Origin of the sequence: Lederbergia citrisecunda (genome assembly GCF_018343695.1) — a bacterium.
In the GTDB taxonomy this organism is placed as follows: Bacteria; Bacillota; Bacilli; order Bacillales; family Bacillaceae_C; genus Lederbergia; species Lederbergia citrisecunda.
This window is the reverse complement of sequence record NZ_JAGYPJ010000001.1, coordinates 4,138,940-4,154,763: the sequence shown is the minus strand read 5'-3', so window position 1 is coordinate 4,154,763 and position 15,824 is coordinate 4,138,940. Positions and strand designations below refer to the sequence as shown.

15 protein-coding genes are annotated in these 15,824 nt (G+C 36.6%); 3 read left to right on the top strand and 12 right to left on the bottom strand.

Going from position 1 to position 15,824, the window contains the following annotated elements; translation table 11 throughout:
* Window positions 1-313 precede the first annotated feature (313 nt).
* Window positions 314-1,003 (top strand): DUF421 domain-containing protein, encoded by a 690-nt coding sequence (locus KHA93_RS20425; RefSeq protein ID WP_213112399.1) that lies wholly within the window; start codon window positions 314-316, stop codon window positions 1,001-1,003.
* 249 nt (window positions 1,004-1,252) lie between these two features.
* Here the strand turns inward: KHA93_RS20425 and KHA93_RS20420 are convergent, their stop codons facing one another.
* The 10 genes from KHA93_RS20420 to KHA93_RS20375 form a co-directional block, all read right to left on the bottom strand.
* Window positions 1,253-2,005, bottom strand: coding sequence for a hypothetical protein (locus tag KHA93_RS20420; protein WP_213112398.1), 753 nt, complete (start codon window positions 2,003-2,005; stop codon window positions 1,253-1,255).
* Window positions 2,006-2,301: 296 nt separating this feature from the next.
* The gene (locus tag KHA93_RS20415) at window positions 2,302-3,189 is read right to left on the bottom strand and encodes a peptidylprolyl isomerase (protein WP_213112397.1); all 888 of its coding nucleotides are present in this window, start codon (window positions 3,187-3,189) and stop codon (window positions 2,302-2,304) included.
* A gap of 116 nt (window positions 3,190-3,305) precedes the next feature.
* Complete coding sequence (locus KHA93_RS20410; protein ID WP_213112396.1) at window positions 3,306-4,709, bottom strand: sensor histidine kinase; 1,404 nt, start codon at window positions 4,707-4,709, stop codon at window positions 3,306-3,308.
* The gene (locus KHA93_RS20405; protein ID WP_213112395.1) at window positions 4,706-5,407 is read right to left on the bottom strand and encodes a response regulator transcription factor; all 702 of its coding nucleotides are present in this window, start codon (window positions 5,405-5,407) and stop codon (window positions 4,706-4,708) included. The genes KHA93_RS20410 and KHA93_RS20405 overlap by 4 nt, the downstream gene beginning before the upstream one ends.
* A 99-nt stretch (window positions 5,408-5,506) precedes the next feature.
* Window positions 5,507-6,733 carry a S1C family serine protease gene (locus KHA93_RS20400; RefSeq protein ID WP_213112394.1) on the bottom strand — a complete coding sequence of 409 codons (1,227 nt, stop codon included), beginning with the start codon at window positions 6,731-6,733 and terminating at the stop codon, window positions 5,507-5,509.
* Window positions 6,734-6,828: 95 nt separating this feature from the next.
* The gene (locus KHA93_RS20395) at window positions 6,829-7,428 is read right to left on the bottom strand and encodes a VanZ family protein (protein WP_213112393.1); all 600 of its coding nucleotides are present in this window, start codon (window positions 7,426-7,428) and stop codon (window positions 6,829-6,831) included.
* 16 nt (window positions 7,429-7,444) lie between these two features.
* Complete coding sequence (locus KHA93_RS20390) at window positions 7,445-8,806, bottom strand: MATE family efflux transporter (RefSeq protein WP_213112392.1); 1,362 nt, start codon at window positions 8,804-8,806, stop codon at window positions 7,445-7,447.
* Between the two features lie 80 nt (window positions 8,807-8,886).
* Complete coding sequence (locus KHA93_RS20385; RefSeq protein WP_213112391.1) at window positions 8,887-10,050, bottom strand: Gfo/Idh/MocA family protein; 1,164 nt, start codon at window positions 10,048-10,050, stop codon at window positions 8,887-8,889.
* 14 nt (window positions 10,051-10,064) lie between these two features.
* A complete protein-coding gene (locus tag KHA93_RS20380) occupies window positions 10,065-10,820 on the bottom strand; it encodes a sugar phosphate isomerase/epimerase family protein (protein WP_213112390.1) in 756 nt (251 codons plus the stop codon).
* A gap of 313 nt (window positions 10,821-11,133) precedes the next feature.
* On the bottom strand, window positions 11,134-12,078 hold the full coding sequence (locus KHA93_RS20375) for an aldo/keto reductase family protein (RefSeq protein ID WP_213112389.1): 945 nt from the start codon (window positions 12,076-12,078) through the stop codon (window positions 11,134-11,136).
* A 257-nt stretch (window positions 12,079-12,335) separates the two neighbouring features.
* Here KHA93_RS20375 and KHA93_RS20370 point away from each other — a divergent pair, with 257 nt between their 5' ends.
* Window positions 12,336-13,187: an AraC family transcriptional regulator gene (locus KHA93_RS20370; protein ID WP_213112388.1), complete on the top strand. Its 852-nt coding sequence runs from the start codon at window positions 12,336-12,338 to the stop codon at window positions 13,185-13,187.
* A 19-nt stretch (window positions 13,188-13,206) separates the two neighbouring features.
* Entirely contained in the window at window positions 13,207-13,809 is a 603-nt protein-coding gene (locus tag KHA93_RS20365) for a YesL family protein (RefSeq protein ID WP_213112387.1), read from the top strand.
* Between the two features lie 66 nt (window positions 13,810-13,875).
* Here the strand turns inward: KHA93_RS20365 and KHA93_RS20360 are convergent, their stop codons facing one another.
* Complete coding sequence (locus tag KHA93_RS20360) at window positions 13,876-14,898, bottom strand: carbohydrate ABC transporter permease (protein WP_233711240.1); 1,023 nt, start codon at window positions 14,896-14,898, stop codon at window positions 13,876-13,878.
* A 13-nt stretch (window positions 14,899-14,911) separates the two neighbouring features.
* Window positions 14,912-15,823 carry a carbohydrate ABC transporter permease gene (locus KHA93_RS20355; RefSeq protein WP_213112386.1) on the bottom strand — a complete coding sequence of 304 codons (912 nt, stop codon included), beginning with the start codon at window positions 15,821-15,823 and terminating at the stop codon, window positions 14,912-14,914.
* Window position 15,824 lies beyond the last annotated feature (1 nt).

Below are 15,824 nucleotides of genomic sequence, written 5' to 3'. Positions count from 1 at the left end.
ATATACCTCCCTCCTAAAATATTGACGATAGTACTTATTTATAACATTTATAATTCAAGTCTATTAATTTGTAAATACAAATCGAATGACATTGTTACAACAATATGCGCAGATTTATACGTGTAATTACGGCAAATTACTATTAATTCCATCAAAAAACTCAATCAAATAGTAGGACAATAGAATGTAATTGGATAGATGTTTTGCAAATATATGAAAAATTATGCGCAATTTATTTGTAGAATAATAAGAGTTTATAAGGAGAAAAAAATAAAAAACCGGGTATATAAAGAACTATGAGGAGGTATATTACATGCTTTATTTAGATACCGTTTTCAAACTAGTATTCGGTTTACTCGCCTTACTCGTTGTAACAAGACTCTTAGGAAAAAAAGAAATAGGGCAGTTCACGCCATTTGATTTTGTGTATGTATTAATTCTCGGTGCTTTACTTGAAGAAAGCCTGTATGATAACAAGATATCATTTTTTCATATGCTCTTTGGAATAGCTATCTGGGGGATTCTCATTTATATAGTTGAAGTTCTTGCTGTAAAAAGTGGCCCTATCAGAAAGATTTTAAAGGGAGAACCATCCATCATCGTAAGAGAAGGCAATTTAGATTTGAAGGCCATGAAGAAAAACCATATTGAGTTGGAGCAGCTTCGAGCGATGATGCAAGAACAAGGTGTTTTATCCCTTAGTGAGGTTCGAGATTTATATTTAGAGACTGGAGGAACCATCAGTATAAGGAAACATACAAAAAAAGAGCCACCAACCGCTGAAATCCTCGATATTGAAGTCGTAGACGAAGCACCTTCCATTTTGCTTATTGACGAGGGCAAGATAAGAAATGACAACCTGCAGTATGCGGGAAAGTCTACTAAATGGTTACAAGATGCACTTCAAAAAGAGGGTTATCCATACATTTCAAATATCTTTGTCGCTGAATGGTCTTCGACAAGTGGCTTTTTTGTTAAAACATATGCAGATTGTAATGGATGATTTATATAATTTTTTATTATTAGAGGTGACTTTAAATTCTTGACCACCTTCATCGAGATTTCTCCACCTATAATAAAGTACTTAGTCGACATATTGGAGATGCTCCCGCTTTATCATAAGGATCCTACCCTTGGTAAAACTAGCACAGTTCAACTGTTGTTCCATAATACAAAACCGGTTGGCTTTGATGTCCCGTCCTCGGTTTCATACTATAAAAGGAGCTTACCATACTGGAAAGCTCCTTTCATGTTATTCACCGTGATCTTGGTCTTCTTGTTCATCTCTGAAGAAATATATTTTTTCTTCTCTAAAAGGGAACAACTTCATTTCCCTTGCTTTTTCGCCATGATTGATCATGATTTCATGGAAAATTTCTTTCGGTGTTTTACCTTCCGTTTCAACGCCTAACTTTTCAGCTGCATTGTAAATCATCTTATCATGGACTTCCTTACCTAATTCGTAAATATCTTTGCCTTCCGTCGAGATACCCATCTCTTTCGCATATTTTAAAACTTTTGCTGCATAAATTTCGCGTTTGATTTGTTTAAAGTCTTTTCCTTTTGTGGAAATACCAAATTCATTCGCTTCTTTTTTTAGCTTAGCCTCTTTAACTTCTTTCATGATAGTCTTATCATCTTTGCCCTTTGTGCTAATGCCCCACTCTTTGGCAATCTGTAATGTCCATACATGCCGAATTTCTTTCTTTAGCGTTTCCATATCCTTTCCTTCTGTTTTAATCCCAAGTGCTTCGGCATGTTTTTTGATATACGCTTCCTTTAATTCCTTATGAAGCGTTTGTGCATCTTTTCCTTCTGTTTCGATTCCCATTTCTTTTGCTTTTTGTTTTAGCAACTCAAGATCTTGGGTGAATTCACCTTTATGATGGTAGTTTCCGATTTTTTGGTGTGCTCCACTTACGTCTTGCGCATATACAGTTCCTGTCCCTACCATTCCGAAAAATAGCACGAGCATAAATATATATGCCAACGCTTTCTTATTCATTTTTCCATTCCTCCTTCGTTATCAATCGTCACATCTTTTAGCATGCCCGATACTCTTTACAAAAATGTTTGGAAATGGAAAATTTATAGAAATGCTGGATTCCGGTTCGAGAACGAAATCGGGGATTTGTCATAATTCGTTACCGCATTTGTCCGAATCGAAAACAAATTTAGAGATTTACCAAATTTCATTCCTGCCTTTTTCGCTAGCTTTTCGTCAAATAGAAAAAGCCTGATACGAATTAAGTCGTTCCTTGACTTATAGCGTATCAGGCATATTTCAAGCATATAAAACTTTTAAGAAACCTTTAGATTATTCTTAATATCGTATTTTGCTTTTATTCCTTCAAGCCAAGGCTGATATTGACTTTGAAGTTCTTTGTTAAACAACGTTTCTTTGATTTCATCTTTATGATCTTCATATTTTGCGTCTTTCGCTGCTTTTTTGCCTGTTAACTTGATGATATGGTATCCATGCTCCGTTTTTACTGGGTCACTAATATCCCCGATATTCATTGAAAAGGCCTTGTCCTCAAATTCTTTTACCATTTTTCCTTTTGGAAAGTATCCCAAATCCCCACCATTTTGAGCACTTCCTGTATCTGTGGAATATTCTTTCGCAAGTTCAGCAAAATCTTTGCCTTCTTTTATCTTCTTCTCTACTTCTTCAGCTTTCTTTTCATCTTCCACTAAGATATGGCTAGCTTGTACTTGTTCTTTTTCATCAAAAGAATCTTTATTTTCATCAAAATATTTTTTCATATCTTCTTCGGTAATTTTAATTTTTGGTTCTAGCATTTTTTTAATCGATAAATATTGAATAACGTCTTGTTCAATATCTTTTTTCGATAATCCACTTTGCTGAAGGGCTGCGTTGAATGCATCCTTGCCTCCATATTGCTCAATATAAGAATCCATTTCCTTCTCTTTATCCTTATCGGAAATCGATACTTTTTCCTTTTTAGCTTCTAATTCAATTACTTTTTTCTCTATTAATGAATCGAGTGTATCTTGTCCATAACGTTTCACAAGTACATCATTCAATTCAGCTTGAGTGATTTTTTCACCACCGACATTCGCAACAATCTCTCTTTTTGAAAAAGCAGCTGTAAAAATAGCGGCTAATCCTACTACAATTAATATAATCACACTAATTGTGAATTTTTTACTTGATTTTTTCTCCATTATTTTTCCCCCTTCAAAGTCACTTAAAAATAGGATATCTAGTAAATATGAACAAATTATTAACAAGATTTTAAATGAAGATGAACAAAAGTGGAAGCCCTACTTTTCATTTTTTTCTATTTTAATGGAATTTTCAATATAAATTTTGTTCCTTTTCCTTTTTCACTGGATACTTCTATCTCACCATTATGCATGTTTACTAACTGTTTCACGATCGATAATCCAAGCCCAAATTCTCCGTATGGATTAGTTGTTCTTGAGAGCATCGCCTTGTAAAATCGTCGCCAAATCTTCTCTATTTCTTCCGGGTCAATACCAATCCCATTATCTTCAATTTCAATAATCGTTTTATCCGTTTCCATTCTACCTCTTAAAATAATAAGTCCGTTTTCAGTAAATTGGATGCTGTTTTTTGTAATATTGATTAATATTTGTGTAAGCCTATCATAATCAGCATGAACGACAGCATCTTCTTCCACTTCTACAACGATTTTATTATATTTTTCTTCAGCTAAAACATCTAATTGATCTTTTATAATTTCTAGCATTTCTTTTAATTGTATGTCTTGTTTATAAAGCTTGATTTGATTGGATCGGATTTTTTCATAATCAAGGTTTTCATTCACGAGACGAATCAGTCTTTTTGTTTCATTGCTCGCAAGCAGCATCCCTTTTTCTTTTTCAGATTCGGGGATCATGTCATTTCGAATACCTTCGATGACACCGCTGATTGTCGTAAGCGGCGTCCTTAATTCGTGTGAAACGTCAGTCATGAACTGGCGCCTGCGATTTTCAAGACTTTCAATCTCTTCCATTGAGATATTTAATTTTTCTACCATTTTATTAAAATCTCTAGAAAGTTCACCTATTTCATCAAAATCTGAAGAAGGGATACGGACAGAATAATCTCCACCTGCAACAAGTGAAGTTGCTTCTCGTAGCCGTTTAATTCTCTTCACATGGAAGGCGGATAAAATCCAGCTAAGCATAAAGGCTACAACCGCAGCTATGAATACGGTATATAATAAATACTCAGTAATTTGCGAAATTACCTGCCTTGACCCTTTTATTGGAGAGGCTAATAAAATGCCTCCTACAAATTGATGATTATGGATATACGGAAGCAATACGAACGTGACTCCTTCTTCGAGTCGTTTATAGTCTTGTTTGACGACGACCGTGTAGCCTTGCTTAATTTTGCTCCACTCTTCGTCCTTCAGTTCTACAATAGGAGTTCTACCTATTGAATAAATGATGGTAGAACTTTGATCGAATAGGCTATATTGAATATCACGCCCCGCTAGTACACGCCCATACTCTGAAAGGATTTGCTGAGAACTTCCTCGATTTCTTTCCAAATCTTTCAATATATTTTGGCCGTATGACGTTAACTCATCAATTTTATTTTCATACACAAAGTTTTTCATAAAATGGGCAAAAAGCAAACTTAATATTAAAAAGGCAATAACGATAACACTGACATGACTCGCAAGCTGCTGATATAAATATTTGACTCTCATGTTTGAGCATTACTTCCTTCTTCAAATTTGTATCCAACACCCCATACCGTTTGAAAAAAAGATTGATCCTCATTGTCAATTTTATTGCGCAAGCGCTTAATATGGACATCAACCGTACGATCATCTCCGTAAAATTGATATCCCCATACTTTTTCAAGCAGCTGCTCACGTGAAAAAACTTGACGTGGATGCTGAACAAAATGAAAAAGAAGATCAAATTCTTTTGGTGTCAAATTCGTAATAGGGGCACCATCAAGAAATACTTCTCTCGTATTTTTATTGATTTTAAAATGTGTCGTTTCAATCATATCTGCTTCTGTTTTCTGATCCTTTATAGGATGATATCTTCTTGTCACAGCCTTAATTCTTGCCATGAGTGCCAATGGACTGAACGGTTTTGTTACATAATCATCCGCTCCCATTTCAAGACCGAGCACTTGATCAGATTCACTGTCTTTAGCAGTTAGCATAATAATGGGTACTGAATTATTTTCCTGCCTAATTTTGCGGCAAATTGTCACACCATCCATATTTGGAAGCATCCAATCAATAATTAAACAATCCCATTCCTCATGTATGGCTCGATGATAACCTTCCAAACCATCTGTCACAAATACTCCCTTAATGTTTTCTTTTGCAAAAAACATTTCAATCATCGATGCAACACTCTCGTTATCTTCGATTACTAAAATTTTCATTCCAGCTACACCACCTTACGGGCTCTCTCTTTAAACTTAAAACGAAATCTAAAATTTAGCAAGAAAACCTCTTACTATGTAGCAAGAGGTTTTTCCAAGCTATTTACTAGCAAGAGTAATATCAATTGTTTTTAACTTTCCATCTCTATAAATTTCTAACAAAACTTTATCTCCAACTTTTAGCTTTGTATATAAATATCTTCGTAGCTCGCCTGAATTTTTAACTTTATTTTTATTAACGGAAACAATAACATCTTTCACTTCAAGACCTGCTTTTTCTGCTGCTGAATTCGGCTCAATGGAAGCAACCATTACGCCATCTTCAACACTTAGAGGCACTCCACGTAGGTATTGCTCTGGAATTTGATCTAGGTCAGCTAAGCTCACTCCCATGTATGGACGTTCAATTTTCCCGCTTTTAATGATTTCATCGATAATAGGTATAGCATCATTAATAGGAATGGCAAATCCGAGTCCTTCTACTCCACTTTCTGAAATTTTCAAGCTATTAATTCCTATGAGCTCACCATCAGCATTAATCAGCGCACCGCCGCTATTACCAGGGTTAATCGCTGCATCAGTTTGGATGGCATTTAAATCCCATTCACCCGCTGAGGTAACTACATTTACAGTTCGATTAACGGCGCTGACAATCCCTTGAGTCACTGTTCTTGAAAAATCAAGGCCTAACGGATTTCCAATTGCAACGACTTGATCACCAGCACGTAATGCGTCAGAATTGCCGAACTTTAATACAGTATCAGCATATTTTCCATCAACTTTTAGGACAGCTAGATCAGTTAATGCGTCCGCTCCGACGAGTTCAGCATTCGCTTTTTCACCATCATAGAATGAAACTTCAATTTTCTGAGCTCCTTCGATTACATGGTTATTAGTGACAATATAGGCCTGATCCCCTTCTTTTTTAAAAATAACGCCGGATCCAGAACCGACTTCAGCGCTTTCTTCTATAGGTGAAAATTGACTACGTTTATTTTGAAAATTAACAACTCCCACAATTGCTTTCGATGTACTTTCTACCATATCTGCAAGCGATTTTGTGTTGGCTGATACGTTTTGCACTGAATATGAACTATCATTCCCTTTTTGCACGGTTGAAGCAGGAACATCAGTTATATTAGATGTATTCGCATCTTTTAATAATGGAGTATACGTTACAGCTGTCAGTGTTAAAGCTGACCCAATCACACCAGCACCTACCGTTGAAAAAAACCTTTTTAATCCTGTTTTTTTCGGTTTCAAATATGGTTTTGCTCTTTCCGTAGAATCCATAACTTCTTGATTTTGATCATTCATCTCTGTCATCGTCCATTCCTCCTAACGATTGATTACTTGTTTTCATCATAGGCAGGAGTTATTAACAAATTATGAACGATTGTTTACTAGAAAATAAATAATTATTAACGAAAGGCTACTTTATAGTAAGGAATTTTTAACAAAGAATAAATCCCATATCCAATTACAACACCAATTGTATTTAAAAGCACATCGTCAATATCGGTGCTGCGCCCAATGAATAATTGGACAAATTCGATAAAACAAGTAACACCTAACCCTAGTAAAAAGATTTTTCCCAAGGATCTCAATCTGCTCCAAAGGATAGGAACAAATACTCCAATCGGCGAAAACACAAATATGTTTCCAGCGATATTTATTAGCGATAAGCCACTCCAATTATCTACATTTGCATTCGTAGTGAAAAAATATTGACTAATAGTGTGGAAGGGGATCAGATTTACGTGTGCAATTTCATTAAATAAATAAATATCAAAATAGAATTCACCTGTTTCTCCTAATATTCCAGCATTCCACCTTGGAATAATGGTTTGTGAAGCTAGTCCAATTATGTATAAAACAAATAGAGCAAGTATCAACTCACGTATAGGTTCTACTCGCTTTTTCTTCTTTTTTAAAAAAATAACCCTACCAATAATATAGAATGGCAGTGCCACAATCATATATCCTAGCATTTTTATCATGTACATTTTTATTATACTCATATATTATCCACTCATTTCATGCGTTTACACTTTTTTTATTTTCCCTATCTACAAATAAATCCTTCTTCCTCCACTTCCCAAACTGATAATACCCAAAGGCAAAGAAACTGCTTATAAAAAAGCTGACTCCCATGCCAAGGGCAATCCCTTTTTCGCCTAGAATATTAGAAAACAAGAATGTTAATGGATAGCGCAGTAGCCAAAAAGATATTATGTTCAACACGAGCACTTGAACGGCTGCACCTGAAGCCCTTACGACCCCGTTCCATACGAAATTAAACCCTAAAAACGGGAAGAAAAAGGCAACTAGTTTAATATATTCAGTCCCAAACTTCACAGCTTCTGCATCGGAAATGAATAATCGAATACCTAAACTGGCTAAAAGGAAGATGGATGTAGAAGCAACAAGCATTGCACCAAGATTTAGTAGTGTTGCGTATAATGTAATTTTGTGAACCCGATCCCATTTGCCAGCTGCAATATTTTGCCCAGCCATACTATTCACAGCAGTTCCAAGTGCAGATGCCGGAAGCATAATGATGCTCTCTAAACGCTGTGCAGCACCAAACCCAGCTACTGTACCACTTCCAAACGCTGTTACAACACTCATAATGGCTGCTGAACCAGCGGAAATCACCATCATTTGTAAACCTGATGGAATTCCTTGACCTAATATTAGAGAAACTTCCTCTTTTCTAGGGATCGAAGGCACAGAAAACGGGATTTGTTTATGATGGAGACTGATGAATAGTCCATATATAAATGCTGTTCCTTGGGCAAAAATCGTCGCATAGGCGGCTCCTTGAATCCCCCATTTGAACACATAGATAAATAAAGGATCTAAAACCGCATTTAAAACGACCGCAATCATGACAAATCGTAATGGAGTTTTACTGTTACCCAGTGCACGGAATACTGTAGCAATAAAATTGTAGCCAAATAAAAAAAGAATACCTAAAAAGTTGATTTTTAAATAACTCGATGCATCCGCCATCATGGCGTCAGGCGTCCCAAGGACTCTTAAAATATTTTCTGTAAATACAAACCCGACTACTCCAAGAATAATTGCCATCATTCCAAGAATGACGGTAAAGGCATTTACATGGCTCCGTAGACCAGCTGGATCTTCCTTCCCTTTTAGCTGAGACAATATCGTTAACGTAGCATTATTAATACCAATAATAAAAGATAAGACCGTAAAAATAACGGTGCTCGATACCGCAACTGCTCCAAGAGCATCGGCACCTATTAAATTACCAACCCATAAACTATCAATGAATTGATAAGAGATTTGTAGAAGGTTCGTTGCCATGATGGGGGCTGAAAATGTAATGAGCTGCCTCCATATACTTCCGCTTGTAAAATTTTGTTGCTTCAATTAAAACAGCTCCCCTTTCATTCTTGACATTTAAAATCCGGAGAGACTTTTGATCTCACCGGATTTAATCTATCATATCATTAATGGGTTCCGCCTACATTCAACGTAATATCCTTTGCGGCTGCCTTTTTAAAAGTAGACTGTTCAATTTTTTCTTGTAGCTTCTCATAATAAAGATCTTCATCAATCGGCATTTCCACCCAGTCATCAGTCCAGCTAGATAAATAGACTGCATTTGAAATCGCTAGACTTTTAATGCCTTCTTCACCTGGTGCAAGCAGTTCCGCCCCATTTAAAATGGCATCGACCCAATTATTCATAATACCTATATGTTCCGTCGTCTTTCCATGGATTGGAATATCAATATTCCAGCATTCTGGTTCGCCGAAGCCACCTTTATATGTACGATTAAATTCACGTTCTGACTGTCTTAATCGTGAAAAGGTTAGTTTATTATTTTCTACGACGAGTTTTCCACGGTCACCGGCAATTTCAAATCGATTCGTTCCAGGTGCCTCTCCAGTAGAAGTAATGAACACACCGGTCGCTCCATTTTCATATTCGACATAAGCAGTAACATCGTCTTCCACTTCAATATCGTGGTATTTCCCGAAGCCACTGAATGCGCGAACCCGCTTTGGCATTAGGCCCGTTGTCCACTGCCATAAATCAAGCTGATGTGGGGATTGATTGAGCATAACGCCACCACCTTCTCCAGCCCAAGTAGCACGCCAGCCACCAGAGTCATAGTAGCTTTGTGAGCGGTACCAATCTGTAATAATCCAATTCGTCCGTTTGATTTCACCTAGCTCCCCGGAAGAAATGAGCTCTCTCACTTTTTGATAGAGCGGATTGGTCCGTTGGTTGAACATCATACTAAATACTTTCCCGCTTCTTTCAGCAGCCTCATTCATTTCTCTTACATTTTTTGTATAAACCCCAGCTGGTTTCTCGCTCAAAACATGCAATCCACGATCAAAAGCCTTAATGGCAAGTGAAGGATGATCATAATGCGGAGTGGCAATAATGACTCCATCTATATCGGCATTGGAGAAAAAGTCATCATACGAACTAAATCTCTGAACCTTATTTCCAAACATGTTCTCGGCCCATTGGAGTCGATCTGGCCTCTCATCACAAATCGCAGTTAAAACAGCACCACTTATTTGGCCATCAAAAATATTACTAGCATGACCTGATCCCATATTACCCATTCCGATAATGCCTATTCTTACCTGATCCATGAACACACCTCCAATTATACGCGCTCTTTTAATTTCATTAAATTTTCCAAGCTGATTTTCAAGCTGTCCATCGGGTTTCCTGGGCAAACATCTTGCTCTACCGCATACCATTCAACACCCGACTTTTCGCCCCATTGTAAAATTGGAACAAAATCAATTTGACCTGTACCGACTTCTGCAAAAAATTCCTTCTCGTCATTCGTCATATCTTTTAAATGGATGATCGGCATTCGGTTGGCATAAGGTTGGATAAAGGAAAGCGGATCTCGTCCTCCTTTTTTTACCCAGTACACGTCAACTTCAGCTAAAATCAAATTATCTTCTGAAGGTTCTAATAAAAATTCAAGAGCAGAAACTCCATTGATTTCCGTCTCTAATTCAAAAGCGTGGTTATGATAGCTGATTCGATATTCTGGAGCTTTTCTCGCAATAGCATTCAAGCTTTCTTTTACTTTCGTATATCCTTCTTGATTCCAATATTCTTGTGGGAGGTATGGGCAAACAATGTCTTTCGTGCCATAAAGATCTGCCTCTTTAAGGACATTTTCTAGATCATTTTCCAGGCGATCTAATGAAATATGCATCCCGGCAGTCCCTAAACCGGTCTCCTTTAAAATAGCCGCAACTTCATGTGGGTCATGTCCTTCTGGAAGTGCAGAAATCTGAACACCGGCCCACCCCATTTGTTTTAATTCTTGAAAAACAGGTCTGATTCCTTTTACCAATTCCTCACGAACTGTAAATAATTGAGCTGCAAATTTTTGTTCCATGCTTCAACCTCTCCCTCATATTTTTTGTAAAGGCTCTGTTAAACATTGTGGATTTCCCACTGTTGATTGGAGCGGAAGGCGCACTCCTGTGGGAAACACGGTTAACGGGAGACCCCACAGGCGCTTTTAGCGCCGAGGAGGCTCCCGCACCGCCCGCGGAAAGCGAGTGCCTGGAGCGGAAATCAACATACATGTTTATCAGAACCTATAAAAAGAGGGCGTTCCAAAGAAAGGTGGGAAAAACCGTCTCCTCCCATTTTTAATTCATGGTGTGGAGAGGACCAACCAAAGCACTTTGGAACATCCTCAATGTTTAAGCTAAGATTTCTTCAATTTTATTAATCACTTCGCTTGATAATTGCAAGCTTGCACCTTTTACATTTGCTTCAATTTGTTCAGGACGGCTTGCACCAACTAATGCACTTGCTACATTTGGTTGACGTAAAATCCAAGCGATCGCCAAAGCAGGCAATGTTGTATCTAGTTCTTTTGCTAATGTATCTAGTTGAGCTACTTTTCTTTGTACATCTTCATTCAAGAAGCCTTTTACAAACATGTTAATATTATCGTTTGCAGCGCGACTATTTTCTGGGATGCTGCCGGTCAAGTATTTTCCAGTTAAAACACCTTGGGCAAGTGGAGAAAATACAACTTGAGAGATTCCATATTTACTAGATACAGGAATAACCTCATCTTCAATATAGCGATGCAACATATTATATTGAGGTTGGTTTACAACTATTCTATCTAATAAATATTTATCAGCAATTCCAACTGCTTCTTCTATTTGAGCTGCAGTCCATTCACTTACTCCTGCATAAAGAATCTTTCCTTGACGAATTAAATCATCAATGACACGCAATGTTTCATCCACTGGTGTTTCAGGATCATAGCGATGGCAATAGAAAATATCGACATAATCCAATTCCATACGCTTTAAGCTATTATGTAGGTTTTCATATACATGCTTACGCGACAAACCTCTGTCATTTGGGCCATCACCCATTGGCCAGAAAGCTTTTGTCGTGATGACATATGATTCACGTGGAAACTCCTTCAATGCTTTAGCCATAACTGTTTCACCCTGGCCACGCTCGTAAACGTTTGCAGAATCAAAAAAGTTAATGCCTAATTCGTACGCTTTATGTATTGTCTTTGTCGCTGTATCATCTTCTACTGACTTACCGTATGTCAGCCAACTGCCTAAACTAATTTCACTAACTTTTAAACCTGATCTTCCAAGTCGACGATAATTCATCCAGACATCTCCTTTTCATTGTAAAAATAATTCGCATTTTTAAGCGATTTTACTCTTTTATCATCAGATATTTCATGATAAGTGTCAAGGTTTCTGTATCGATTGCTTCATAGGTTTACAATCATTGCAATCGACTTACTCGGATTCTCTTATTCCAAATAATATAAATATTGTAAATATATGCAACAATATAATTTTGATATGTTATAATTAATTATAAAGCGCTTTCAAAAGTTTATAAAGGGGGGATTGTCTCGTTGACTCAAACCTTAGTTTATGTACCTAATAACTTTTTCTATAAAGACTTATTTATACATAATTATGGAATTGAGTATTGCTATCCTAGTCATTATCACGGTCCAGATACTCGTGAATGTTATTTGATTCACTTTGTAATCGAAGGTGAAGGCACCTTTAAAGTAGGAAATAAAACTCATTATATTAAAAAAGGAGAAGCGTTCTTAATTAAACCTGGCGTTGTAACATATTATAAAGCAGATCATTCCAACCCATGGACGTATTGCTGGATAGCCTTTCACGGAATTCAAGCAGAAAATATTATTAATGAAACGAACCTAACTATGGAATCTCCCGTTTTTTCATATGATCAAAATGAGATGTTTTTTCAGGAGTTTCTATCTTGTATTGATCAAGAATACAATAATACGGAAGATGAACTTAAAATTCACGGACTATTATTTTTACTTCTATCAACTTTAGTAGGAGAATATCCAAAGCAAAAAACAATTAGAAGATTAATAAAAAAAGAAGAATATATTCATACAGTCATTGATTATATTGAAGCTCATTATGCGAGCAAAATTTCGATTGCCAGTATCGCCGAATACATAGGACTTGATCGAAGTTATCTCTCTTCTTTGTTTAAAGAATATCTTAATTCAAGTATTCAAGAATATTTGATTCAATATCGATTAAACAAAGCCTGTTCTTTTCTTAGCAATAGTGATTTATCGATTGGTGATATATCTCGATCCGTTGGTTATGAGGACCCACTTTTATTCTCCAAAATGTTTAAAAAATATAAGGGAGTCTCCCCTAAACACTATCGCCTTGAATCTTACTCAACCTTGATTAACCTGACAAACTGACTTATTCTGGGGGACCACTATGAAACTATTAAATAATCGCTTTTATGAAGTCATGGAGACCATTTCCAATTTCTTTCTTTTAAATTTAATTTGGTTATTTTTCGCATTCCCATTTATTACTTTTTTCCCTGCAACAACTTCTATGTTTGCTATTTTAAAAGATTGGAAGGAAGGAAAGCACATCAATGTTTTTTCATCATTCTTCACATATTTTAAAAAGTACTTTAAACAAAGCTTTTGGGCTGGGCTATTATTCTTTATTAGCTTTTCCATCTTATATTTGGATTACATGTTAATTGATCAATTAAATACATTCATGCGTATAATCGTCTTATCTACAATTTTACTACTCGGAATTATTTTATTGTTTATGTCTATTTATTTTTTCCCAGTTCTCGTTCATTTTGAACTACGATTCAAACAAACGATGAAGCATGCTTTTATGTACTCGATTATGTATTTTCCTATTACATTAATTTCAATCATTCTTTTAGTAATGTCAGCTGTACTTATTTACCTCCTTCCATTTTTGTCAGTGATTGCGTTTAGCGTAATTGCTCAGGTCATTTATTTATTCTGTTACAGGTGCTTTAGTAAAGCACGATCTCTTCAGTCACAATAAATAATTCAGGGACTGCCTTTTGGGCAATCCCTTTTTCCATCCTCTGATAGATCATTCCTCTATAAATTATCCTACGATTCCCGTTCGTTCGACACTTTCAACAAAATGTCTTTGCACGAACATATACATAATGATCAACGGTAAAATGGAAAGTAATACACTCGTATTTACGAGCATTGATAAATAAAACGGATCGACGGTGCCCGAAGAGCTGCCTGCTTCGGTCCCCAGTTTATGTGCAATGGTTGCTCCCGCTGTTTGTAGCTGCACTGAGATAACCTTCGCATTGTCGATGAACATCGACGTAAAGTAAATGTCATTCCATTGCCAAACAAAAGAGAATAGCATGACCGTAATGATGGCTGGAACCGCATTTGGTAGCATAATAGTAGTAAAGATTTTGAAAACACCCGCTCCATCTACAAGGGCCGCTTCTTCAATTTCCCTTGGGACCCCTTTGAAAAATTGGCGGAAAATGAATATGAATAATCCTGCTTTTAGTCCCATGCCTGTCATCGATGAAATAACAAAGGGCCAATACGTTCCAAGCAGTTTGATTCCGTTCCCATCATTAAACAAGCCAATCAGTCCAAACAAATCGAAGTTTCGATACTGTAAATACGTCGGTACCATGATTGTTTGCGGTGGTACAAGAATCGTTAAAATGACAAGCGCAAAGAGAATATTGCTACCCCTAAATTTAAATCTAGCAAATCCGTATCCTACTAATGCACAAGAAAGCGTAGTCAAAAGCATCGTTCCACAAGAAAGAAGGAAAGAATTCCAAACCACTTTAAAGTAATTCATGGTCTCCATTACATATTTAAAATTCTCTAATGTAAAGTTTCGAGGAATATACACAATAGTAGGATCATACATATCCAATTTCTGTTTAAATGCAATGGAAACTTTCAATATAATAGGATATAAAATGACAAAAGACAACCCAATGATTAACACTGACCTGACAATCACCCATGTCATACTCTTTACCATTTCAAAAGAGAAAAAGTGTTGTCTTATCCTATCCCACTTTGTTGTAGTAACTTCTTGAATCTGTTCCTTTTTTTCAGTGATAGCTGACTGCATGTCTTCCCCTCCTTTACTGGTAAAATACTTTCCTGGATATAATGAAGGTACTAATTAATAAAATAACTGAAATGATAAGAAAATAGATCCATGACATCGCTCCACTTAAACCATAATCATATTGTCCAAATGCTGTTTTTTGAAGTAGTGTGGTCATTTTATTATCCGTGAAAGAATCAATAACACTGTAGATTACATTCGTTAAAATGAGAGGACTGATCATCGGAAGTGTGATTTTCCAGAATGATTCATATCCAGTAGCACCTTCAATTTTCGCCACTTCATAAAGCTGGGGTGAAATTGATTGCAGTCCGGCAAGGAATATTATGATTTGTACACCGGATGCACTGACGATTTCATAAATCCTATTTACAGCTCCCGTTAAATAATTGACGAGGAATTCACTCATACCTGCGTCTAGAAGCAGCTTCTGAAGTTCGAAACTCTTAAGACCAAATTGATTGCCCCCGGCTTCTTCAGGGTTTACGCCTCCACCCATCATGGCACTTTGCAGAAAATCGCCACTTTCAATATTACTAATGACGCCCGAAGCAAGGATAACTGGCAAAAAGAAAATGGCCCGTGTAATCATCCTTCCTCGAAACTTCTGATTCAACACCGTAGCAATAAACAGACTAAAGATAACAATGAGCGGGACATTAACGACCATATTAACGACCACTTCTGCAAGAGTTCTGTTATAGGTCGCATGTTCCAATAACGCATTTTTATAGTTAGCCAGTCCTAAATATTCAAGGTTTAGGCCAAATGGCGTAAGGGTCAACTTACTAAAACTATAGCGAAGCGATTGCAATAATGGAACGGCGAATAGAAACGTGAAACCAATTAGCCAGGGCGATATAAAAACCCAGCCCCATAATCCCTTTCTTTCTTCCAGGGACAGTCTTTTCTTTTGAAGAATCATG